Below are 23,848 nucleotides of genomic sequence, written 5' to 3'. Positions count from 1 at the left end.
TAATCATGACGTTCAAACAGTTAAATTTGCTCTACAGGTCCCGTGGAAACTGGTCTTATTCCAGCGTTAATGCCAAAATAGCATCAATCCCACCAAATATTATCTGTTGGACGTCACATATGGATACCAGTAGCCGACTCATTATGTTGCTTGAAGTGGTTGAGCAAGGCTCTTTTTCAAAAGCAGCGGCAATGCGTAATATTGACCGCAGCGTTATTTCTAAGCAAATTAGTAAGTTAGAAGAAGATTTAGGCGTTAGGCTACTTAATCGTACTACGCGCTCATTTTCGCTTACTGCCGCAGGTGCGGAAATGGTAAAAATGCCAAAGAGCTGCGCATGCTCTTATCAGAAACTGTGCGTCTTGCAGAGAACTACCACCAAGAACCACGTGGATTATTGCGTATTGCGACATCGCACACCTTGGGGCGACGCTACATCCAACCGGTGATCAACGAGTTCCAAAAGCAATTCCCTCAGGTGAATGTGCATTTGCAACTTGATGACCGCCCTGTTGATTTAATATCTGAAGGTTACGATCTGGCTTTTCGTATTGGCGAGCCTAGAGACTCCTCCTTGATTGCGCGAAAAATTGCACGTAATCGCATGCTGCTGTTAGCCAGTCCAGCATTTATCGATACCTATGGTACGCCACAATCAATGGAAGAACTCGCTCTGTTGCCCGCGGCGACTTATTCCAGCGCACACAAGCGACTCGATTCCATCACCTATATCAACGAGCGCGGCGAGCAATGCGAACAGGTGGTCAATTCGGTTTATACATCCAATGACGGCGAGGTTATTCTGGATAAAGTGCTCTCCGGCACTGCGTATTCCATTGTACCGGCGTTTTTGATTGAAAATGAAATTACTGAAGGATTACTGACGCCTCTGTTGCCTCAGGTAAATTTGCCCGATTACAGCGCTATGTACGCACTGTATCCACACAGAGACTTGCCCGTGAGAACTCGTTTATTACTCGAAGCGGTGCGTGAATTTATTGGCGAACCTGAACCTAGATGGGAGCGAAACATACCCAATCTTGAAGCGCTTTATCGCACGCAAAGCGGCTAATCTTACAACGTGGATAATGCCTGTGTGAGTTGCTCAAACCCCACAGGCTTACCGATAAAGTCATCCATTCCGGCATCTAAACAGTGCTTTTTATCCAACTCTGAGGTGTTGGCAGTCAGCGCAATAATTTGCGGCTGATTGATGTCATCATTTTTGCGAATTTCCCGAGTCGCTGTAAAACCATCCATCACCGGCATAACGCAATCCATAAAGATAACGTCATACTGACCCTCGTCACTAAGTGCTTTATTGATCGCTTGTTCGCCATTCTCAGCAAAGTCAGCCTCCAAGCCCAACTTACCTAATAAAGCCTTCATTACGAGGCGATTCATCTGGTTATCATCAACCACTAAAACACGAATATCTTTATTGAGATCATTCACCTGAGGCAGTGATCTAAGCTGCTTTTGAATCGGCTTACCTTCAGCTACCTGAATTGAAAATGCAAACTGACTGCCCTGGCCAAGCTCACTCGATACAGAGACTTTACCTTGCATCATGCGGCAAAGCTCGTGCACGATAGATAAGCCTAAACCTGTACCGCCATATTCTCGGGCGATATTAGTGCCACCTTGGGTGAAAGGTTTGAATAACGTGTTTTTCACTTCCTCACTCATACCAATGCCCGTATCCTGCACTTGGCAACTGAGCTGATATCCTTGCGCTGTGTTTTCCAATTGCGCATGCAAACGAATGCAACCGTCCGCGGTAAATTTAAGCGCATTACTCAATAGGTTAATGAGTATTTGCTTGATTCGAGTGCCATCGGCGCTGATCCACACATCAGGATTGATGGCAAAGTCATATTCCAAGCGCACTCCTTTGTCGGCGCATAACGGAGTGTACATAGACAAAACATCATTTAATAAAATGCTGACATTGAGGTCTTGTGCTTCAAGCTGCATTTGACCCCGCATCGATTTTTGAGTAATCAAGTACGTCATTAACTAAGCGCACTAAGGTGTCAGCGCCACTCAATGCCAAATCGATTCGCTGAGAGATCACCTCTAAATCACGTTCACCACGCATGGCCAATAACATGCCGTTGATGCCATTGATGGGAGTACGCAGTTCGTGGCTAATTTTGGCAAGGAATTCAGATCGTGCTTTAAGTAAGGCTTCTGCATGTTGGCGTTGCTTGGCCAATTCATTTTTGGCTTCTACCACATGACTGATGTCTTGGATTGCGCCACTTATTGATGTGCATTCGCCCCCAATAAATTCTGGCTTGCCCATAATCGCAACCCATTTTCGTTTATTGTTGCTGGCGATAAGTTGCGATTCACAATACCACTGATTGCCATCTGCCATCGCTTCTTGGATATAGTTCTCGATACGACTGCGCTCATGCTCAGGGTAGAAAGACAAAGCGGCCGATAAATTGGGAACATAACTTTGTTCGACTTCATGCAACGCCTTTGTTTGTTGTGACCAATACAAAGTGTTCTTTGTAAGATCCACCTCCCACGCACCAATTTTCGCCATCTCACTCATCGCATTGAGAGACTGATGTTGAAGTCGCAACTCTTTATTATCGTAGTAGCGCGCTATCTCTATGCCTATCCACTGTGCGAGTAAGGTCACATAATCTAATTCATCGGCTGTGAACGCGTGTTCACGTGCACCAGCAGAGGAGAAGTTAACAGTGCCGTACACAGCGCCTGAAACCACAATTGGCGCACCGATATAGCTTTCAAGTTTAAAATTTTGATAGCAAGGGTGGGTGGCAATGTGGCTTTGACCCGCATGCTCAAAAGCAAGTGCAGAATCTGCGACCAAGGTATGGGCACAATAGGTCTCCCCCAAAGCAAATTGAGCGCCGCGCGATACTGAATCATCAGGTGTTATTACGTGTTCGACTGTGTAAACATCCCCTACGACGCAACTAACAATACCTATATCTAACGCGAATTCTTCCAAACCAAATTGCAATAGTTGCGAGAGTTTTGATTCAAAGTCTAAGTTTTGATCAGAGGTGATGTGATGGAGTCTTGCTAGCGTCGTCATTCCCTGCATCCCTACGAAGTTTGCCAATTAGCGTTCACCCACCCGTTATTCTTCTGGCTAGGCGATATTGTCAGTGTTTATGTGATACTAGCAATAATAATATAAATATCTAGTTTTGATTAAGTTAATTAAATTCAAGTAGTTATATTGAGTACAAAAGGAAGAAGTGGATATTCCCCACTCACACCGCGCACAAAATTGCGACCAACCAAATATGTAAAAAAAATGGAGATTTGACTACACTTTTTAACGTCTTTGTAAGGGACTGTAAAGGCGAGTAATACTATGTAAAGGTGAGAATTTTATTGAATTTCTGTCGTCATATAGAGCAAGTTAACAAACATGGACTCAATAATGACACAACTCAATAACAACAAACTAACACCCATTTTTACTGCGCTTGGCAGTGCTGCACTACTCACGCTAGGAGCTTGCTCCAGTGATTCCGACGACAGCTCTGACACGGGTGCAATCCAGTTATACAACGGCACTATCAATGGGCCGACGATGACGCTCTCAATCGAGGATGTAGCGCGTACCTCTGCAGAGCTAGGCGATGTGACCACCACACACAGTTACACCAGCGATGACTACACTTACGCCATTCAATACACTAATGACCAAGGCAACTTGGTGGATCTCCTCACTGATGAGATTGAAATTAAAGGAGACACTAAATCACTTCTGGTGATGTACGGCGACATTGCAGACCAATTGATGATGAACATTGAACTGCCAATGGATGATTTCGATGACGAGTTTACCTTGCAGCTATTAAACATCACGCAAGAAGGCCGCAACTTTGATTTATACATGGCTGAAGATGATGGTGTATTCGACCAAGCACAACTTGTTACATCGGCTGCGTTCGAAGCACTTTCCGAGGCGGTCACGATCGACAACGACAGCTATACCTTCTTTTTTAACTGAAGCGGGTGATACAACCCCCATTTGGCAGTCTGACGTTGTCAGCATCAGTGCCGACGAAGCCTTGGTTTTTGTATTACGTCCAAGCTATGACAACAACAGCGACTACCTCACTATGGACATTATCTCTAACAGTAACTCAGCGTATGTATTAAAGAACCAAGATGCAGGCGCACAAGTCCAGTTCTACAACAGTATGGATGAGTACACTAACACGACATTTAGAGCGACTAAAAACAGTGAGGTCCACAGCACCGAACCTACGTTGGCCGACACCGTGACCCCCTATTTGGCGCTATCGGCAAATAGCTATTCCATTTCAATGGCGGATGAAAACGGTGAAACGCTAGTAGACAACTACTTGCTGACCTTGGAACAAGAGCAAAGTGCACTTGGGGTGTTTTACAACGATGAAGAATATGGCCCTCGCCTACTCAGTGTTGAACAAAACCTGGTACCAAGTAGCGTGAGCCACGCAATCACCGTCGTCAACTTGGTCGATCAATATGCGGGGTTGCCAGTGACCAAATTAGATTTCTACTTCACTTTAGATGGGCAGCCGATTTCACAAACGGAGCACCACCTAGACGGTGTCACACGATACAGTACGAAGTCACTCTACTTACTCGATAAAGCCTATGAGTTTTACGCCATTTTAGAGGACAACGGCCAAGAAATTGTGATTCACCAAGAAGGCGACGTCGACTTTACCGCCGATGGCAACTACATCCTCATTCTGGAGCAGGACTCGCAAAGTTCATCGGGTTACAAACTAACGCCAATCCACACTGTGATTGAAGAAAACGAAGAATAACCCCCACCTACCCCAACCAGCGCCAGCTGCTGTGTAGATTAAAGCAGCGGCGCTTTTCCCAACTTGTGTCATTTATCCCACAATGGGGCGCCTTAATCGCAAACACTGGCATTGTCTGGGTCGATTTGTAAAATGTGCTGCGCACACAACAAGTGAAGGACAGACATGAAATTATTAAAGACGACCTTGGCATTAGCAATGGGTTTAAGTGCAAGTACGCACGCCATCGCCAATGACACGATTACGGTAGAAGACATCCCTAAAATTAAAAGCGTAATTCAAACCGCTGTCAGCCCTGATGGTGAGCAAGTTGCGTTCACTCGCTCTTTACCACGCGAGTTATATGTTGACGAAAACGGCACAAACTTCAGTGAACTTTACGTGATTGATGACGAAGGCGTTGAGCGTCCATTCATAACAGGCAAAGTAAATATAAACAGCATTAGCTGGTCTGCAGATGCAAAACACATCTACTTCCTCGCTAAGATGGCAGACGACAAGTTCACATCACTTTACAGTATTCCTGTAGACGGCGGTCAAGCGCAAAAAGTGATGGCGCTAAAAGACCGTTCAATTTCTAGTTACGCCTTGAACCCAAATGGTGAGCAAGTTGCGCTTTTGGCCATGCCAGCGCCAGCAAAATCAGAAAAAGAACTTAAAAAACTGGGCTTTATGGCCGAAGTTTATGAACTTGGGCTCAAAAACAAACAACTTCATATCGTTGACCTTGTTAAAGCAGAAAAGCCGCTTACACCTGAGTCACTGGATATTGAAGGGTATGTGAGTGAAGTAAACTACTCAGCTGATGGTAAAAAGCTACTAGTAAAAACTCAGCCAACGGCACTTATTGACGACAAGTACATGAAGTCGCAGTGGCACCTGTTTGACCTTTCGAGCAAACAGGTAACCATGTCGTTTAAAACAGAAGGTAAGTTGGGCACAGCGGAGCTCTCTCACGATGGTCGTTACGTTGCCATTCTTGGTGCACAAGACAAGCACGACCCAGCCACTGGCCGTCTATATCTGGCAGATACTGACACGGGTGAAGTAAAAGAATGGTTGCCTAATTTCATGGGTCACATCAGTGACTTTGAATGGTCAAACAAAGCCAACACCTTAAACTTTGTTGCTCAAGTAAGCCCTGAAAGTTTTATTGGCCAAATTAAAGTTGGTTCAAACAAGTACAAGAAATTGGTTAAAGAAGGCAAGTTTATCGCTGGCTCTTTAAGTATTTCTGACTCTGATAAAACCATGGCGCTTCGCGCAAACACCGCAAAGCACCCTAATGAAGTGTTTATGGTTCGTGGTTCAAAGACGACGCGTTTGAGCGACTCAAACCCGTGGTTGAATGACAAACGTTTCGCGAAGCAAGAAGCACTCACTTTCAAAGCTCGCGATGGCGTAGAGATCGGTGGCGTACTGGTTTACCCACTGGATTACCAAGAAGGTAAGAAATACCCGTTGATCATGGTCGTTCACGGTGGCCCAGAAAGTCACGTGAAGAATGGCTGGATTACAACCTACTCAAACCCAGGTCAGATGGGTGCGGCGCGTGACTATGCGGTATTCTATCCAAATTACCGTGGTTCAACAGGTAAAGGCGTTGACTACTCAAAGCTGGGCCAAAACGATTATGCCGGTAAAGAGTTCGACGATCTTGTTGATATGAAACAGCACCTTGTAGATATGGGTTTGGTTGACACTAAGCGTGTGGGCATCACAGGTGGCTCATACGGTGGCTATGCATCGGCATGGGGCGCAACAAAACTAACAGAACACTTCGCAGCAAGCGTCATGTTCGTGGGTGTGACGAACCAACTATCTAAGTTTGGTACAACTGATATCTCAAACGAAATGCACCTCGTTCACGCACGTTCATACCCGTGGGATAAATGGCAATGGTACCTAGAGCGCAGCCCGATTTACTGGGCTGGTCAATCAAAGACGCCACTTCTTATCATGCATGGTAAAGACGACCCTCGCGTTCACCCAGCGCAGTCAATGGAGCTATATCGCTATATGAAGGTGCAAGGTAAAGACGTGCGCTTGGTGTACTACCCAGGCGAAGGTCATGGTAACCGCAAAGTAGCAGCCCAATACGACTACAGCTTGCGTCTAATGCGTTGGATGGACAACTACTTAATGGATGGCAACAAAGACATGCCAGAATTTGAGATTGACCACGCAGCTAAGTTAAAAGCGGTGAAAGGCGCTAAAAAAGAAGATTAATTCATAGTAGTAATCCGCTGAATTAATAGTAAAAAAGCCTGCTTATGCAGGCTTTTTTTTCGGTTATTTCAAACCACAGGTATTGTCTAACCAGTCAATCAGTTCTGAGTAGAACTTCTGCTTATGACCGTAGAACAAGGTGTTCATGAAGTGATCCGCATCTTCTAACACCACATATTTGTGTTGCTTGTTATGCTTTTTAAGCTCGCTAACAAATGCATTACTGTGCTCGATGGGCACTCGACCATCAATATCACCGTGAATAACAAGTATTGGTACGTTTACCTTTTCAACTTGCTCTACGGGCGAAATACCTTTGATAGTCGGGCGTTGAAGTCGACTTAATAATGGGTTGTCATTCAGAGTCGCATTGATCCGCGATAAGTCACTCACGCCCGCTCCAGCTACCGTACACTGGTACATGTTGTTTTCACGCATGGATGCAGCAAACGCCGCATAACCACCGTAACTCCAGCCAAACATCGCCACTTTATCTTTCGATGTAATGCCTTTATCAATCATGTACTGAGCAGCGTCATCCAAATCATCCTGCATCTTCAAGCCCCAGTTTTTATCACCGGCTTTCCAGTGCTCTAAACCGTACCCCGTAGAGCCACGATAGTTAGGCTGAATAACGGCATACCCGTGCGACACAAGCAGCTGCGTCCACTCATCAAAGGTGATGACATCACGCACCCAAGGACCACCGTGCGGTAGTACAATACTTGGGAATGGACCTTTACCTTCAGGAACTGTCAGATAAGCGCGAATTTTACGGCCATCACGGGCGTCATAAGAAATATATTTGGATTCGGCAAGTTTCGACTTATCAAGAAACGGCATGCGCTCGCCAATTTTGATAATGCTCTTTTTTATCTTTCAACAAATAGTAGGTGCCCGGATCGGTGCCCGATTGGGTCATCAGTACAACAGTATTGTAGTCATCTGAAGTGCTAGACAGGGATAAAAAGCTATCTGGGAATGCTTGTTTTACCCCTTCGTACACCGCCTGATATTCTGGTTCAGTGATGTAATACTCTGGGTGCTTGCTGTTATATGAGAACCCTCGGACATCACCTTGCTTGTCAAAAATGACGTTATTGGTATCCACTGTTTTCAAACCGAACAATCGGTCCGAGTATGTCTGTGTCTTCACATCGAATAAATAAACGCCTGTTTTGTCTTCGCCTTTGTTAGCAATGACATACAGTTTGTTTGGGTCTTCGTTTGATATACCTTGGATGTCAAAGGTTTCACGGTTTTCACCACTATTAGCGTAGATTTTTTTCCACTCTTCACTGCCCTTTTCCCTAACAAAGGTATCGATTGACTGGTCGGCTCTATTCCACCCCGTTGCGATGCGAACATCACCGTCTTTGTCCGCAACGAAGCCGCCCGTGATCTTGTCATTGCCTCGCATCACCAATGATTCGCGACCAGTGTTGATGTTGAGCTTAACCACATCAGGGATCCAATTATCATTAATGTCGACTTCTACTAGCACTTCGTCTTTTTGATCTGGCAATATATCGATAATGCTAAAGCCAATATTACCTTGTTTTTTAAACGGTACGAGCCAATTACCTTTACCATCTGCATCAGTAATGGCGAACTTACTCACCCAATATTTTTTGCCACTGTCTTCTAACAGTTGGCGAAATACAACGAGGATCTTGTCATCGTTTAACCAGCTTACGCCTGACACGCGCATTTTGTCAGCGCCTAAGCGAACGGGGTTTTGCCCAAGTTTAGCGGTGTCATGCACTTCGATGATGTAATCACCATCCTTGGAAGTCGCACGCTGCATCACCAACTTCTTACCATTCGGTGATACTTTAATCGATTGAATTGCAGGAAGAATTGAAAAGCTCTCGATTAAGCTAATATCTTTCCCTGATGTATCTTGTTGAGCATCATTTGCTCCAGCAACCTGAGTAAACAGCAATCCGGCTACTGCAAGTGATTGTATAAGACGTGTTGTTTTCATCACTTCTCCTGAATTGAAAATGGCTTCCCGAGAGAAGCCATATGGTTATCATCAACTGATTACGCTGTTATTAGAATGCAGCTTTGAAGTTGATGAACGGCGTACGACCAAAGATGTCATAGCCAACACCCAATGGGATGTTGTGGCTTGAGAATGAACCAGCTGGGTCAACTTTTGGTGGCTCGTCGTTGAATACGTTACGAACACCTGCGTTGATGCTGAATGAATCAAACTTGAAGTTGAAGCTGATGTTATGTACCCAGTAGTCTTCAGTGTATGCAAGAGGACGACACATAAGTGCTTCGCCAGATGCATTCAATAGACCCGTACAACCGTCAGTGTATTCTTCGAATTCACCTAGGTCATCTTCTTCACCTTTACCGATGTAACGTGCTTCCCAGTTTACTGAGTAGTCGTCATAAGCAAGCTTAATACGACCGTAACCACGCCATTCTGGGTAGTCTGGCTCACCGACGTTATCATCAATTGTACCTAATACATCGTACATTGATTCGCTCATCTTCGTGGCTTGAAGGTCAACGGTTAAACCAAGGTTTCTCTCATTCACTACGAAGTCTTGGTCGTAGAAAATGTTGAAGTCAGTACCTTTAGAGGAAATCAAACCAATGTTGATGAATGTACCGTCTACTAGGTTGATTTGACCGTTTTCGTCACGATTGATGCGCTCACAGAATGCACGGTTACCGTCTGCTGCATAACACTGATTAACGCTGTATGCTGCTGAAGGCTCCGCAATACTGTTCGTCACTTCAATATCGAAGCGAGTTGCAGAAAGGGTTAGTTCAAAATCATCACTGAACGGTTGTTCAAAGATGAAGCCGTATGTTTTAGCAACTGATGTTTCTGGGTTTAACAGCTCAGAACCACCCGAATTGACCTCGATGTTTGTCGATTGGTTGAACGACGGGCTACCATCTTGGCCAAGACCCAGTGATGTTGGATCGACGCCTGATGCACGACATGCGTCAAGTGTTGCTGCAGAACGCTCATCTAGAGAAGCATCATACACAAATGAATCTGGTACTAGAGGGTCACCTACACGCGCATCACCAGGAACAACACAGGTATCAGTTACGTCTGTAAAACCAGTTGTACCATTTAGGAAGCGCTCACGTAAGTTAGGTGCACGGTACGAAGTACCTTTCGTTGCACGTAATGTGAACCACTCAACTGGACGGTAAATTGCTTTTAAGCTGTATGTGCTTTCTGCGTCATAGAAGCTCTCTTCTGAGATACGACCTGATGCAGTTACTGTGATTTCTTCCGCGAATTTAGCACCACGCGCTAGCGGGAAGTCTATCTCAGTAAATACTTCTTTCAGGTTACGCGAACCATCTGCACCTTGGTCTGAGAAGTAGTGCATCAAACCACCGTTTGCAGCTACATCATTTGGATTTGATTCAATCTCATCACGACGGAACTCTGCACCCACGATGATGTTCACAGCCTCATTGTTCCAAGGGATATTGAACATTTCACCGCCAACAAAACCATTAACCACTAACTGATTAACTTTGGTTTCCATGTAGCGCTCAGTGAATAGGAATGCCGCTTCGGCATCCGTGAATGCACCACCACCGGTTTGGTAGATGTTGTCAGCAAATAGGTTTACTGGCACACAGCCATTTGACTCATCAGCACAGCTCACAGTGCCGTCATCAGCGACTACTGTGGCTAGAGATTGCGCAAGACGTGCGCGGTCAATACCGTTTAATGAGTTTGTACCTTTTGACGCACTGTACGACGCATAAACATCATAGTACCAACCGTGCAGATCAGCAGCTTCAAATACAGGTAGGTCACCGGTTAAACCAGCCACTACGCGGTATTGATCAACTTCTACATTGCTTTGGTCGCGGTCACCACGAATATTAACAACAGGTTGAACCCATTGTGGACCCGTTGTGCCAGCACCTAGCATTTCATAACAGTCAATACCGTATACGCCACATGGGTTGTAAGCGTTGTCTGCACCAACTGTAGGGAAGAACTGAGCACCCGGGCTGAATGAATCAGATTCACGCTTTGCGTATAAACCTTCGTAGTAGAAGGTTGTATTTGAATCACCACCGAGTGTGTGTTCACCGCTTAACATAATTGAATAACGCTTATTCTGGCTTAAGTAGTCACCGCTACGGTAGTAGTCAGAATTTTGGAACGCGTAGAATGGGTCAGAGAAATCAACATCACGAAGACCGTCGCCGTCACCGTCAATAAACACGCCATCGCCTTTATCAAAATCGATGATGCCGTCACCGTTGAAGTCACCGCCAACCCATCCAGGTAGGTAACCTTCAAGGCTAGAACTTACCGTAGTTTCACTGAAACCAGGAATACCCGTGTTAGAGAAACCCGGTGTTGCATATACATAACCCCAGAAAGCGTTGTTCACATACATACGGTTGGTGAGAGGGAAAATATCACAGGTGCTCTCTTGAGCGATTGGGCCGTTACCTGAGTTACGAGTAATGATATCCCCTTCTTCAGTTTCCCAAATACGCTCTTCACAACCTTGTAAGAATGGGTTACCTGCGCGTGATTGTGCTTTTTGGTCAGTGTACTCAGCACCAATAGTCACGAAACCATTGTCGTAGGTATTACCCCACATTGCAGAAAGTACGGATTCTTCACCACCGTCGCCTTTAGGTTGCTTGTATGAACCCTGTACTTCGAAGCCTTCAACGTCTTTACGTAGCATGATGTTAGCAACACCCGCTACCGCGTCAGAGCCGTATACCGTTGATGCACCATCAAAAAGGTTTTCAACGCGTGAAATCATTACACCTGGAATTAGGTTCAAGTCAGCAGCGGTTGGTGCGCCACCTACCCCCGCTGGTGCCATACGACGACCGTTGATAAGTACAAGCGTACGCTCAGCACCTAGACCACGGAAACCGATAGTTGCAGCACCTGGGCCGTTATCTAGAACATAACCACCGAAGGTGTTATCAATCTGTGTACCCGATGCTTGGTTCGTTGTTTGTAGCATCTCACCTGCGTCGAAAAGACCCATTTCACGTGAGAAGTCACCGCTGATTACTTGGATTGGAGAAGCGTTTGAGAATTCAGCACGACGGATTCGCGAACCCGTAACTTCAATGCGCTCTGGCGCTTCTTCTTCAATGGTAGTCCCTTCTTTGTTTTCTTCTTCTGCGGCATATGAAGAAAATGCAGTAACACTCGAACCAAGAAGCAAAGAGTATTGAATCGCCCTGCCGATTTTAGATTTGTTAAACATTTTTATTCCCTGAAAATTATAATAATTAAACCCCAGCCTTCCTAATAATTTAATTACACACAGAAGACCAGACCTATATTTATTAACATGAGGGACAACAACATGACAACAAAAAATAGATAAACAAACATTTATTTTAAAATTAAACGTACATATTTTCTTAGCAGACTGTTCAAAACCGACAAAAGAAAAGTCAGCACCAAATACAATTAAATCATTGATTTTATTAACCTTTAATGTAAAACCTTGTCGGATTGTGAATCATCCCAAAAATACAAACAATTAACAAACCAACGCATTAACAATTTATTTATATTGCTTAAAATCAAATAATACATTTACAATTAATTAATTTTAAAAGCACATTTATATTAATATAAAAATCAAATTATTTACTACAACAACCATAAACAACGCTTATATACCAAATACAAAACAACCGGTGAGTTTAATTATCCTAATATAGAAGCCAAAGTTTCGTGTAAGCCTTCCCGTTGAGCGCTGTGAATTTTCGTTCACTCTCATCTAAAGCGCGCATTCACATTGTCTCAAAGTTGATATAGAAACAGGTACCTTGCTGGTGGATGTGTAGCATTCGCGCAAAGAAGTCGACAGAATATTTAGATTTCAGCAATAGCCACATCAAGGCTCTGAAACTCTGATTGTGTCTGTGGCTACAACAATCTCATAAACAATTAGCAAGATAGGTTGGCAAGAAAGTTTGGGGAACAGGTGCAATGAGCACCGTTTATTAACTATTAGCTTAATCTCACTGCTCATCCGCACATCCACTATGAATTCATTAACGATACAGGTGTGCCGAAGGAATGACTTGAAAGTAGGAGCGAACCCCTAATTTGCAGTTAGCCATGCAACTGACTTGACAGCGATGAAAGGTGTTAAAAAAGAAGATTAATTCGGTGAATGAGTTCACGAACTAAAGGAAAAAGCCTGCATGACGCAGGCTTTTTTTCGGTTATTTCAAACCACAGGTATTGTCTAACCAGTCAATCAGTTCTGAGTAGAACTTCTGCTTATGACCGTAGAACAAGGTGTTCATGAAGTGATCCGCATCTTCTAACACCACATATTTGTGTTGCTTGTTATGCTTTTTAAGCTCACTGACAAAGGCATTACTGTGCTCGATGGGCACTCGACCATCAATATCACCGTGGATAACAAGTATTGGCACGTTTACCTTTTCAACTTGCTCTACGGGCGAAATACCCTTAATAGTCGGACGTTGCAATTTATTTAAAAGTGCGTTGTCATGAAGTCGTGCGTTGATACGCGATAAATCACTCACGCCCGCTCCTGCTACGGTACACTGGTACATGTTGTTTTCACGCATGGATGCAGCAAATGCCGCATAACCACCGTAACTCCAGCCGAACATCGCCACTTTGTCTTTCGATGTAATGCCTTTATCAATCATGTACTGGGCTGCATCATCCAAATCATCTTGCATCTTCAGGCCCCAGTTTTTATCACCAGCTTTCCAGTGCTCTAAACCGTACCCCGTAGAGCCACGATAGTTAGGCTGAATAACGGCATATCCGTGTGACACAAGCAGCTGCGTCCACTCATCAAAGGTGATGACATCACGCACCCAAGGACCACCGTGCGGTAGTACAATACTTGGGAATGGGCCTTTACCTTCAGGAACTGTCAGATAAGCACGAATCTTACGACCATCACGGGCGTTATAAGAGATGTACTTAGAGTCCGCTAGCTTCGTTTTATCGATGAACGGCATGCGTTCGCCAATTTTTATAATGCTCTTTTTATCTTTCAGTAAATAATAAGTGCCCGGATCGGTTCCAGACTGAGTCATAAATACGATAGTATTGTAATCGTCCGAGGTGCTTGAAAGAGACAAATAGCTATCTGGGAATGCCTGTTTTACCCCCTCGTACACAGCCAAATATTCAGGATCTGTAATATAGTATTCTGGGTATTTGCCACTGTAGGTATAGCCACGAATGTCGCCCTGCTTGTCGAAAATTATGTTGTCTGTATCAACCGTTTTTAAGCCGAAAAGTCTGTCTGAGAACTTTCCAGTTTTAATGTCATACAAGTAAGCGCCAGTTTTATCTTCACCATTATTCGCTATGACATAAAGTTTGTTAGGATCGTCATTTGAAACAGCTTTAATCACAAACGTTTCACGGTCTTCACCGGTATTAGAGTAAATAGTTTTCCACTCATCGCTACCTTTTTCTCGAGCAAATGCATCAACTGATTGATTATTTTGATTCCAACCAGAAGCAACACGAATTTCACCGTCTTTATCAGCTATAAAGCCGTTATTTACTTTAGTACTTCCACGCAAAATCATGCGCTCGCGACCGGTTTTGATGTTGAGCTTAACCACATCAGGGATCCAGTTATCATTCACATCAACTTCAACCAAAACTTCATCTTCATGATCTGGCAGAATATCAATAATGCTGAAACTTACATTACCTGATTTTTTGAACGGTTGAAGCCAATCACCTTTTCCATCGGCATCAGTAATGGCGAACTTATTCACCCAATATTTTTTGCCACTGTCTTCTAGCAGTTGGCGAAATACAACGAGGATCTTGTCATCGTTTAACCAGCTTACGCCTGACACGCGCATTTTGTCAGCGCCTAAGCGGACGGGGTTTTGCCCAAGTTTAGCGGTGTCATGCACTTCGATGATGTAATCACCATCTTTGGAAGTCGCACGCTGCATCACCAACTTCTTACCATTCGGTGATACTTTAATCGATTGAATTGCAGGAAGAATTGAAAAGCTCTCGATTAAGCTAATATCTTTCGCTGATGTATCTTGTTGAGCATCATTTGCTCCAGCAACCTGAGTAAACAGCAATCCGGCTACTGCAAGTGATTGTATGAGGTTTTTTGTTTTCATCACTTTCTCCTAAATTGAAAATGGCTTCCCGAGAGAAGCCATTTAATTTTCATTAACTTATCAAGCTGTTATTAGAATGCAGCTTTGAAGTTGATGAACGGTGTACGACCAAATGTGTCGTAGCCAACACCCAATGGGATGTTGTGGCTTGAGAATGAACCAGCTGGGTCAACTTTTGGTGGCTCGTCGTTGAATACGTTACGAACACCTGCGTTGATGCTGAATGAATCAAACTTGAAGTTGAAGCTGATGTTATGTACCCAGTAGTCTTCAGTGTATGCAAGAGGACGACACATAAGTGCTTCGCCAGATGCATTCAATAGACCCGTACAACCGTCAGTGTATTCTTCGAATTCACCTAGGTCATCTTCTTCACCTTTACCGATGTAACGTGATTCCCAGTTTACTGAGTAGTCGTCATAAGCAAGCTTAATACGACCGTAACCACGCCATTCTGGGTAGTCTGGCTCACCTACATTGTCATCCACTGTACCTAATACATCGTACATTGACTCGCTCATCTTCGTTGCTTGAAGATCAACGGTCAAACCAAGGTTCTTCTCATTTACTACGAAGTCTTGGTCGTAGAAGATGTTGAAGTCAGTACCTTTAGATGAAATCAAACCGATATTGATGAAGCTTGCATCAACGTCGCTGATACGGCCATCCGCACCACGGTCGATACGGCTACAGAACGCAGCGTTACCGTCTGCTGAATAACACTGGTCAACACTGTATGCAGCTGAAGGCTCAGCAATACTGTTGGTTACTTCAATGTCGAAACGAGTTGCAGAGAAGGTTAGCTCGAAATCATCGCTGAACGGTTGTTCAAGGATGAAACCGTATGTTTTAGCTACTGATGTTTCAGGGTTAAGCTCAGTAGTACCACCGGTAGTTACTTCAACGCTTGTGCCTTGAGTAAAGGTGTTAGTACCGTTTTGGCCAAGACCAAGTGAAGTTGGGTCTACGCCATCAGCCGAACACGCCGCTAGTACTGCTGCGCTACGTGAATCACCGTTTGCATCATACGTAGGTGGTGCAGTTGGATCTGTTGGATCAGATACACGCGCTTCATCAGGAACAACACACACGTCAGTTACGCTGTTGAAACCAGATGTACCGTTCAAGAAACGCTCACGTAAGTTAGGTGCACGGTACGAAGTACCTTTAGTAGCACGAAGTGTAACCCACTCAACTGGACGGTAGATTGCTTTTAAGCTGTATGTGCTTTCTGCGTCGTAGAAGCTCTCTTCTGAGATACGACCTGATGCAGTTACTGTGATTTCTTCCGCGAATTTCGCGCCACGTGCTAGTGGGAAATCAAACTCAGTAAACACTTCCTTCAGGTTACGCGAACCGTCTGCACCTTGGTCAGCAAAGTAACCCCAAGCAAGACCTTCTGCAGAAACGTCATTCGGGTTAGATTCAATCTCATCACGACGGTACTCAGCACCGATGATCATGTTCACTGCTTCGTTGTTCCAAGGAATGTTGAACAACTCACCACCTACGAAACCGTTAATCACTAGCTGGTTAACTTTGGTTTCCATATAACGGTTGCCGAATAAGAATGCCGCTTCAGCATCTGTTAGCGTACCGCCACCTTCTTGGTAGATGTTTTCAGCAAATAGGTTTACTGGTACACAGCCGTTTGACGTGTCAGCACAGCTTACCGTACCGTCTGCTGCAACTACTGTATCAAGCGCTTGAAGAAGGTTTGATTCAAGAATTGCTTGGCGATTATCTGTACCGTTTGACGCACTGTATGAAGCATAAATGTCATAGTACCAAGCTTTCTGCTCAGCAAACTCAAAGATAGGTAGGTCGCCAGTGAAACCAGCTACTACGCGATACTGTTCAACTTCTACGTCAACACGATCACGGTCACCACGGATGTTCACGATTGGACGAACCCACGTTGGGCCACCTTGCGCACCTAGGAATGACAAACAGTCGATGTCGCTGTAAGCACCACACGGGTTGTATGCGTTTGAAGGTGATACCCACTCAAATAACTGCGCGCCTGGGCTAAAGATTGGTGATTCACGCTTAGCGTACAAACCTTCGTAGTAGAACGTAGTGTTTGATTCACCACCCAGTGAATGCTCACCATTAAGCATTACAGAGTAGCGCTTGTTACGGCTTAGGTAGTCACCGCTGCGGTAATAATCAGAGTTTTGGTATGCATAGAATGGGTCAGAGAAGTCAACATCACGAAGACCATCTAGGTTGCCATCAACAAATACACCATCGCCTTTATCAAAGTCGATGATGCCGTCACCGTTGAAATCACCAGGAACCCAAGTTGGGAAGAAACCAGCGTACGCTGAGTTTACAGTTGTTTCACTTAGGTTAGGAATATCTGTGTTAGTAAAACCAGGCGTGTAGTACAAGCTGCCCCAGAAGTTGTTCAACTGAACACGGTTTGTAAGAGGGAAGATGTCACACACGCTTTCTTGTGCGATTGGGCCATTACCTGAGTTACGAGTGATGATATCACCTTCCTCAGTTTCCCAAATACGCTCTTCACAACCTTGTAAGAATGCGTTACCCGCACGTGATTGTGCTTGTTGGTCAGTGTACTCAGCACCAATAGTGATGAAACCATTGTCGTAAGTGTTACCCCACATTGCCGAAAGCACAGTTTCTTCACCGCCGTCGCCTTTAGGCTGCTTATAAGAACCTTGGATTTCGAAACCTTCTACGTCTTTACGTAGCATGATGTTAGCAACACCCGCTACCGCATCAGAACCGTAGACCGTTGATGCACCGTCGAAAAGGTTTTCAACGCGTGAAATCATTACACCTGGAATAAGGTTCAAGTCAGCAGACGTTGGCGCACCACCTACACCCGCAGGCGCCATACGACGACCGTTAATAAGTACAAGTGTACGCTCAGCACCTAGACCACGGAAACCGATAGTCGCAGAACCAGGACCGTTATCAAGTACATAACCACCGAAGGTGTTATCAATCTGTGTACCCGATGCTTGGTTCGTTGTTTGTAGCATCTCACCTGCGTCGAAAAGACCCATTTCACGTGAGAAGTCACCGCTGATAACTTGGATTGGAGAAGCGTTTGAGAATTCAGCACGACGGATACGAGAACCCGTGACTTCAATGCGCTCTGGTGCTTCTTCTTCGATTGTAGTGCCTTCCTTGTTCTCTTCTTCTGCAGCATACGCGCCAGTTACAAAAGAAGCAGAGCCAAGCAATAGCGAATAGGTTACAGCTTTGCTTAGTAATGTTTTCTTAAACATTGTTAATACCCCTGAGATGTTATTATTTTGATGTCGTATTTTGTTACATGTAAGACAATACGACTAGGCTAATACTTACATAAAAAACCCAAAAAACACAACAAAATGAGTCAATCGCAATAATAAATATTGCTTCACTGTAAATAAAACGTTACCCACACACCACAAGACAACCAATACCCCACTAAATACAAGCACTTAGTAATTATTTCGCTAATTAAAACAATAAATTACACCACTTCATTTACTCACCGACAGCACCCAAATATTGCAACAAAGGCGTTTATGGCCATATAAAAAACCGGTAAAAAGCCCACCTCTTGTTAAATTAAAATGATTAAACGGCGTTTTTACAGCTAATTTTTTGTTTAGAAAACACATCCATTCACTTTGTGCAATTTTGTAACAACTAAAGCAATTAAATCGATTCACAACTTCGTTTTGACGAAAAATTTCAGCAAAAAACTAGTGCGACTTTGCGTTATTTGTTAATCATTACAGTGTGAAAAAGGCGATGAAACCGTGTCATGCTGGGACGTTGACTGCGGCCGAAGATGGTTATTTCGTTCGGTTTATTCGATCTAGCGTGATAATGCGTCTTAAAACTCATGCCTAAATAATTAGCTGTTAATTTGAAAGGGGCGACAAAGGCATCGACACCCTCAATTGCATTACTGGTGGACAATACTGACATGTGCTTTTTCCTCAATTGCCGTAGTTGTGGTTGCAGCTGTTCGTCGTTCATGTAGTCAGTGATTCGGTCGAAGAAGTTTTTGATGTCGATAGTGGTGTTGTACCAATACACTGGAGAAGCAAAGACCCAATGTTCAAATTTCAACAATTGCTCCATCAATTCTGTGAAGTCATCATTGTGCTGCACCGCCTCGTAGTCATAGGCATTAATTTTATAGTCATCTAAGTACAGAGTTTGTGCACCTAAGCGGCTGGCTAGCGTTTTCGCTGCTGTGTAAGTGTTACCCTTTCGTCTTGCGCTGCTAAAAATAATTATGTATCCGCTCATGTCTCATTGCCTTGTTCGTTAAATAAGAATAGGCTCAGGCTAAAAGCTCAACTTAAGTTCAGGTCAATGAAAAATGACATTAGAAGCTAATTTATCTGTTGGAACAGTCGCAAAAAGGGCTGATGTGGCAGTATCCGCGCTCCATTTTTACGAGAAAAAAGGCCTGATTCGCAGTTGGCGAAATGAAGGCAATCAACGGCGATACAAACGTGATGTGCTCAGGCGTATTGCCGTTATTAAGGCAGCGCAAAAAATGGGGATCACGCTTGAGGAAATAAAAGAGACCTTGAGTTCCTTGCCTGATAATCGCACACCGACGAAAGCAGATTGGGAGACATTGTCGCGTCAATGGCAACAACAATTGGACGAAAAAATTGCGTATATGCAACGAGTGCGAGACTACGTAAATGGCTGTATAGGCTGCGGTTGCTTGAGCATGCAACGCTGTCCCATATATAACCCTGAGGATAAATTAGCCAGTGTCGACAATGGCGCTGTACTGTTAGATCATCCTGAAATTAATGACTAACGTGTATTACTCCTGTATCAATAACAAAACAATAAGAAAAATAAGGCTATTTCCGTGAAAAAATTTGGCCCCGGTTTACTCGTTGCTGCAGCCTTTATAGGCCCAGGCACTATCACCACAGCCTCCGTAGCAGGCGCTAATTTTGGCTTCACCCTATTGTGGGCGTTGGTTTTTTCAGTATTTGCAACCATATTATTGCAATCAATGGCAGCCCGACTCGCTGTTGTCAGCGGGCTGGATTTGGCCCATGCGCTGCGCGCGAACATCACTCACCCCATCGCCCAACTCATTGCAATCTTTTTGGTCATCGGCGCTATTGGCATAGGCAGCGCCGCCTATGAAGCGGGTAATTTGACTGGTGCGGGTATTGGCCTGCAAGCACTCTTTACCCACGTCCCTTCTTGGATTTGGGTGCCACTCATTGCTTTTGTCAGCGGCGCGTTACTGTACAGTGGCATATATAAGTTAATTGAAAAGGCGCTCATCGCTTTAGTCATAGTGATGAGCCTAGTGTTTATCAGCACATTGTTTATCGCCGCGCCAGATATCATGCAATTGATGGGGGGCTTTCGTCCTAGTATCCCCGACGGTTCCTTGGTCACAATACTCGCCTTGATTGGCACTACCATAGTGCCATACAACCTGTTTCTTCACTCTGGTGTCATCGCCAGAGAAAAGATTCATTCAGATGCAGTCGAAAAAGCCATTAACACGCACAATGTGGATACCACCATTTCCGTCAGTTTAGGTGGCCTGATTACGCTCGCCATCGTGGCAACAGCCAGCGTCGCCTTCTTTGGGCAAAGTTCAGGACCGCTAAACGCGGCGAATATGGCTAAGCAACTCGAACCACTCCTTGGTAGTTATGCCCATTACTTTTTTGCTTTGGGATTGTTTGCTGCAGGAATGACCAGCGCCGTAACGGCTCCACTGGCTGGCGCCTATGCGGTGTGCGGTATGTTAGGCTGGAAACTGAATGTGGAAGATAGGCGCTTTAAGTTTATTGCATTGGCCATACTCGCGTTTGGTACTGTGGTTGCAAGCTTAAGTTTAGACCCAGTGGCAGTTATCATCTTCGCACAAGCAACCAACGCCATTTTACTCCCGATTATTTGTGTGTATTTACTGTGGCTACTCAACAACACTCAGGTGATGGGGCAATATAGAAATACCCTGATATTGAACTGTTTAAGCGTCCCTGTAGTGCTTACAGTCGTGGGGCTAAGTGTTTACAAATTGTATTCACTCATTTAATCAACGGTTGTAATTAGGCTCGCAAACTCTTTGGTTTGCGGCCTCAATACACGTAACCTCTATCGGCTTTTGCCCACGAATTAATGCTCCCAGCACCGCTTTATCGATTTCAAATCCCAACTCAGTAATAGGCATCTGCTCATCGTCAGTATCAAACTCAGTGTCGAGCATGACACCGATAGCCGTGCAACCGTTTAGACAAGTTAACATTAACAGCAGCAATAATTTGTTCGCCATAGTTACCCTAAAAAGGCGGTTGTTCATTGCGATAAACTTTATCAAACACCTGGCTGCCTTGATGTAAGAAATTGTTAAATATGATTTTATCGTCAAACTTGTATACGCACAGAAATTAGTTCACTCTTAAGAACTGCAAATAATTAACATCAGGCACGCTATGAAATACATCCTCACGCTCAGCTTCTTAGTTGTTAGTTGCTTTAGTTATGCAACCTCTAGCTTGGACCCAAAACTCGCTGTTTTCGAACCTTATTTAGGCACATGGGAAGCCAGCTTTAGTATGGCAAAAGGGCAACCTCCCATGACCGATATAAGCATGTGGGAGCGTGCACTCAATGGTAAAGCAATTCGCACCAAGCACAGCATTAATAATGGCGTGTATGGCGGTGAATCTTTTATCTTTTGGGATAAAGAAAAAGAACAAATGGTGTTCTATTACTTCACCACTGCCGATTTTTTCACTCAAGGAACATTGGAGATAACCGAAGACGGTTCATTCATTGCTTATGAAGATGTGACCGGCAGCAGCGAGGGGATCACACAAGTTAAATCGACCAGCTCATTCAAAGACGGTCAATTTACGGTAACGACTCAGTATTTAAAAAAGGGCGAATGGACAAAGCCTGAGCAGCGCGTCTATTCTCGCTCAGATAAAGAAGTCATATTTAAGTAATCGACAATGTGAGGCAAAGGATGGCAGTTTCAGATAGTAGGGTCTCGTTACGCAAAGGGACAATGGCAGATACCCAATTTGTCATTGCATTACTTAATGACCCCAGTTTTATAAATCATATTGGCGATAAGCAGGTACGCACGCAAGAGCAGGCGCACGAATATATCAATAACACCTTTATCGCCCCCTTGGAGTTAGGATTGGGTTCGAGAATTATCACGTTAGCTAACGGCCACCCTATCGGCATGGTTGGTCTATTTCAACGCCCTATGCTCGAACACCCCGACCTTGGCTTCGCCATGTTAAGTGAGTATCAAGGTCAAGGTTTGATGTACGAAGCAGCGAGCGCCTTTTTAACTCAATTCACGCAAAACTTTTCAACCTTGTACGGCATCACTTCACCCATGAATGAAGCCAGTTACGCCCTACTTAGAAAGCTCGGATTTACCGATTTGTCACTCATTCAATTGGAAAATAAAACTGAACAAGACAGGTTGCTAATACGACAACACGGATAAGAAAAATAATATCAACGACCCATCATCAAGGAGCGAATAATGCTAACAAAACTAGCCCCACTGGCTGTAGCAATAATACTAAGCGGCGCTGCTAACGCTGCAGATGACGAATTTAGCACGGCCTACCAAGAGTACTTGGATGCCATTGAGTCAGGAACTAATGTTGAAGAATCCGCCAAACGCGCTTATCAATTAGGTAGCGAGAAGTTCGGAGCGAGCTCTCAAAGCACGGCAAACTTAGCGATCAATTATGCAAATGTGATGAAAACGGGTTCTGAAGAAGCCATGATCGCAAAAAAGGGGCTCTACAAACTTGCTATTACCAATTTGAAGCAGGCCCATGGTGAGGATGACATATCAATCATCGACCCCCTTTTGGGAGTGGCAGATTCCACATACAACTTTAGTGAAGCAAAAGACGCGACCGAGCGTGCGATTCAGATAGCCCAGAAACAAGGCGATGCAAATTTAACCGCTGAAATTACTTTAAGTGCGGCAGAAATTCTATTGGCACGTTTCAACAACAAAAAGCGCAACACCACCGAAGAATATTTGCTCAGCGCAGAAGACTACTACAGTAAAAATCAGGTGGAAAATAGCGTCAACAATGTAAAAGTAAATATGTACTTGGGTGTTTATGACAGCCGATTTGGCGACCGCTCACAGGCAATCGAGCGATTAAACAAAGTCGTTAAAGTGTTTGATGATAACCTAGAATTCGACCACCCAATCGAACTTCAAGCTCACACTTTGCTAGTTAACTTATATGAAGACCAAGGCTTACGCGATGAGGCCACGAAACACTGCGTGGCAATAGCAAAAATGAGACCTTGGACACAAGACATCGAACAACAACCCTTGTATCAAAAACATCCTGAAGTGTCAGTAGACATAGCAAAAAATGGCAGAGACAGTAAGGTCATTGTTGAGCTGACGATTGATAAATCTGGCTTTGTTTCCGACACCGAAGTAATAGCTGCTAAGGGCGATAGAGGATTTGAACGCGCAACGGTCGATGCGGTTAAGAAGTGGCGCTACGCGCCTAAATTCGAAAATGGTGAAGCCGTAGTAGCGAAAACTCAAGTGCAGATGGTGTTGAATCTTAAGTAGCACTTTGCGTATTTAATCGCTGAGTAAAGACATACTCAGCGATTATTCC

The 23,848-nt window shown here is 44.3% G+C and carries 17 protein-coding genes and 1 pseudogene; 9 read left to right on the top strand and 9 right to left on the bottom strand.

Annotation, left to right across the window (positions count from 1 at the left end; all coding sequences use genetic code 11):
- Window positions 1-119: 119 nt before the first annotated feature.
- Window positions 120-1,072 (top strand): annotated as a pseudogene (locus ACH19P_RS16455) (LysR family transcriptional regulator).
- 2 nt (window positions 1,073-1,074) lie between these two features.
- Here ACH19P_RS16455 and ACH19P_RS16450 read toward each other — a convergent pair.
- Window positions 1,075-1,977 carry a response regulator gene (locus ACH19P_RS16450; protein ID WP_462159684.1) on the bottom strand — a complete coding sequence of 301 codons (903 nt, stop codon included), beginning with the start codon at window positions 1,975-1,977 and terminating at the stop codon, window positions 1,075-1,077.
- Entirely contained in the window at window positions 1,967-3,106 is a 1,140-nt protein-coding gene (locus tag ACH19P_RS16445) for a histidine kinase dimerization/phospho-acceptor domain-containing protein (protein ID WP_462159683.1), read from the bottom strand. The genes ACH19P_RS16450 and ACH19P_RS16445 overlap by 11 nt, the downstream gene beginning before the upstream one ends.
- A gap of 327 nt (window positions 3,107-3,433) precedes the next feature.
- Between ACH19P_RS16445 and ACH19P_RS16440 the strand changes: the two genes are divergently transcribed.
- The 3 genes from ACH19P_RS16440 to ACH19P_RS16430 all read left to right on the top strand — a co-directional run bounded on the left by ACH19P_RS16440 (window position 3,434) and on the right by ACH19P_RS16430 (window position 7,049).
- Complete coding sequence (locus ACH19P_RS16440; protein WP_462159682.1) at window positions 3,434-4,009, top strand: hypothetical protein; 576 nt, start codon at window positions 3,434-3,436, stop codon at window positions 4,007-4,009.
- Between the two features lie 61 nt (window positions 4,010-4,070).
- A complete protein-coding gene (locus tag ACH19P_RS16435) occupies window positions 4,071-4,820 on the top strand; it encodes a hypothetical protein (RefSeq protein WP_462159681.1) in 750 nt (249 codons plus the stop codon).
- 165 nt (window positions 4,821-4,985) lie between these two features.
- Window positions 4,986-7,049, top strand: coding sequence for a S9 family peptidase (locus tag ACH19P_RS16430; RefSeq protein ID WP_462159680.1), 2,064 nt, complete (start codon window positions 4,986-4,988; stop codon window positions 7,047-7,049).
- A 63-nt stretch (window positions 7,050-7,112) separates the two neighbouring features.
- On the opposite strand, the gene ACH19P_RS16425 is transcribed toward ACH19P_RS16430, so the two are convergent.
- The 6 genes from ACH19P_RS16425 to ACH19P_RS16400 form a co-directional block, all read right to left on the bottom strand.
- Window positions 7,113-7,892 (bottom strand): alpha/beta hydrolase family protein, encoded by a 780-nt coding sequence (locus tag ACH19P_RS16425; RefSeq protein ID WP_462159679.1) that lies wholly within the window; start codon window positions 7,890-7,892, stop codon window positions 7,113-7,115.
- Entirely contained in the window at window positions 7,879-9,036 is a 1,158-nt protein-coding gene (locus ACH19P_RS16420) for a hypothetical protein (RefSeq protein ID WP_462159678.1), read from the bottom strand. The genes ACH19P_RS16425 and ACH19P_RS16420 overlap by 14 nt, the downstream gene beginning before the upstream one ends.
- A gap of 70 nt (window positions 9,037-9,106) precedes the next feature.
- The gene (locus ACH19P_RS16415; protein ID WP_462159677.1) at window positions 9,107-12,295 is read right to left on the bottom strand and encodes a TonB-dependent receptor domain-containing protein; all 3,189 of its coding nucleotides are present in this window, start codon (window positions 12,293-12,295) and stop codon (window positions 9,107-9,109) included.
- A 976-nt stretch (window positions 12,296-13,271) separates the two neighbouring features.
- Complete coding sequence (locus tag ACH19P_RS16410) at window positions 13,272-15,194, bottom strand: alpha/beta hydrolase family protein (RefSeq protein ID WP_462159676.1); 1,923 nt, start codon at window positions 15,192-15,194, stop codon at window positions 13,272-13,274.
- Window positions 15,195-15,265: 71 nt separating this feature from the next.
- Entirely contained in the window at window positions 15,266-18,454 is a 3,189-nt protein-coding gene (locus ACH19P_RS16405; protein ID WP_462159675.1) for a TonB-dependent receptor domain-containing protein, read from the bottom strand.
- A gap of 481 nt (window positions 18,455-18,935) precedes the next feature.
- Window positions 18,936-19,475 carry a flavodoxin family protein gene (locus tag ACH19P_RS16400; RefSeq protein ID WP_462159674.1) on the bottom strand — a complete coding sequence of 180 codons (540 nt, stop codon included), beginning with the start codon at window positions 19,473-19,475 and terminating at the stop codon, window positions 18,936-18,938.
- Between the two features lie 73 nt (window positions 19,476-19,548).
- Between ACH19P_RS16400 and soxR the strand changes: the two genes are divergently transcribed.
- Window positions 19,549-20,004, top strand: coding sequence for a redox-sensitive transcriptional activator SoxR (soxR, locus tag ACH19P_RS16395; protein WP_462159673.1), 456 nt, complete (start codon window positions 19,549-19,551; stop codon window positions 20,002-20,004).
- A 54-nt stretch (window positions 20,005-20,058) separates the two neighbouring features.
- The gene (locus tag ACH19P_RS16390; protein WP_462159672.1) at window positions 20,059-21,258 is read left to right on the top strand and encodes an Nramp family divalent metal transporter; all 1,200 of its coding nucleotides are present in this window, start codon (window positions 20,059-20,061) and stop codon (window positions 21,256-21,258) included.
- Here the strand turns inward: ACH19P_RS16390 and ACH19P_RS16385 are convergent, their stop codons facing one another.
- A complete protein-coding gene (locus ACH19P_RS16385) occupies window positions 21,259-21,495 on the bottom strand; it encodes a hypothetical protein (protein ID WP_462159671.1) in 237 nt (78 codons plus the stop codon).
- Between the two features lie 160 nt (window positions 21,496-21,655).
- Here ACH19P_RS16385 and ACH19P_RS16380 point away from each other — a divergent pair, with 160 nt between their 5' ends.
- The 3 genes from ACH19P_RS16380 to ACH19P_RS16370 are packed head-to-tail and all read left to right on the top strand — an operon-like array spanning window position 21,656 to window position 23,799.
- Window positions 21,656-22,171, top strand: coding sequence for a hypothetical protein (locus ACH19P_RS16380; RefSeq protein WP_462159670.1), 516 nt, complete (start codon window positions 21,656-21,658; stop codon window positions 22,169-22,171).
- Between the two features lie 20 nt (window positions 22,172-22,191).
- Entirely contained in the window at window positions 22,192-22,689 is a 498-nt protein-coding gene (locus tag ACH19P_RS16375) for a GNAT family N-acetyltransferase (RefSeq protein WP_462159669.1), read from the top strand.
- Window positions 22,690-22,728: 39 nt separating this feature from the next.
- Window positions 22,729-23,799, top strand: coding sequence for a TonB family protein (locus ACH19P_RS16370; RefSeq protein WP_462159668.1), 1,071 nt, complete (start codon window positions 22,729-22,731; stop codon window positions 23,797-23,799).
- The last annotated feature ends 49 nt before the right edge of the window (window positions 23,800-23,848 follow it).

The organism is Pseudoalteromonas sp. GB56, assembly GCF_054923835.1.
The sequence above is the reverse complement of the archived record's forward strand: the minus strand, read 5'-3'. Positions and strand labels throughout refer to the sequence as shown.

Excerpts from the sequence above, each read along its gene's own strand:
- ACH19P_RS16405 (WP_462159675.1), bottom strand. The coding sequence starts at position 18,454 with ATGTTTAAGAAAACATTACTAAGCAAAGCTGTAACCTATTCGCTATTG.
- ACH19P_RS16450 (WP_462159684.1), bottom strand. The coding sequence starts at position 1,977 with ATGCAGCTTGAAGCACAAGACCTCAATGTCAGCATTTTATTAAATGAT.
- ACH19P_RS16425 (WP_462159679.1), bottom strand. The coding sequence starts at position 7,892 with ATGCCGTTTCTTGATAAGTCGAAACTTGCCGAATCCAAATATATTTCT.
- ACH19P_RS16440 (WP_462159682.1), top strand. The coding sequence starts at position 3,434 with ATGACACAACTCAATAACAACAAACTAACACCCATTTTTACTGCGCTT.
- ACH19P_RS16370 (WP_462159668.1), top strand. The coding sequence starts at position 22,729 with ATGCTAACAAAACTAGCCCCACTGGCTGTAGCAATAATACTAAGCGGC.
- ACH19P_RS16375 (WP_462159669.1), top strand. The coding sequence starts at position 22,192 with ATGGCAGTTTCAGATAGTAGGGTCTCGTTACGCAAAGGGACAATGGCA.
- ACH19P_RS16410 (WP_462159676.1), bottom strand. The coding sequence starts at position 15,194 with ATGAAAACAAAAAACCTCATACAATCACTTGCAGTAGCCGGATTGCTG.
- ACH19P_RS16380 (WP_462159670.1), top strand. The coding sequence starts at position 21,656 with ATGAAATACATCCTCACGCTCAGCTTCTTAGTTGTTAGTTGCTTTAGT.
- soxR (WP_462159673.1), top strand. The coding sequence starts at position 19,549 with ATGACATTAGAAGCTAATTTATCTGTTGGAACAGTCGCAAAAAGGGCT.
- ACH19P_RS16385 (WP_462159671.1), bottom strand. The coding sequence starts at position 21,495 with ATGGCGAACAAATTATTGCTGCTGTTAATGTTAACTTGTCTAAACGGT.
- ACH19P_RS16400 (WP_462159674.1), bottom strand. The coding sequence starts at position 19,475 with ATGAGCGGATACATAATTATTTTTAGCAGCGCAAGACGAAAGGGTAAC.
- ACH19P_RS16420 (WP_462159678.1), bottom strand. The coding sequence starts at position 9,036 with ATGAAAACAACACGTCTTATACAATCACTTGCAGTAGCCGGATTGCTG.
- ACH19P_RS16430 (WP_462159680.1), top strand. The coding sequence starts at position 4,986 with ATGAAATTATTAAAGACGACCTTGGCATTAGCAATGGGTTTAAGTGCA.
- ACH19P_RS16415 (WP_462159677.1), bottom strand. The coding sequence starts at position 12,295 with ATGTTTAACAAATCTAAAATCGGCAGGGCGATTCAATACTCTTTGCTT.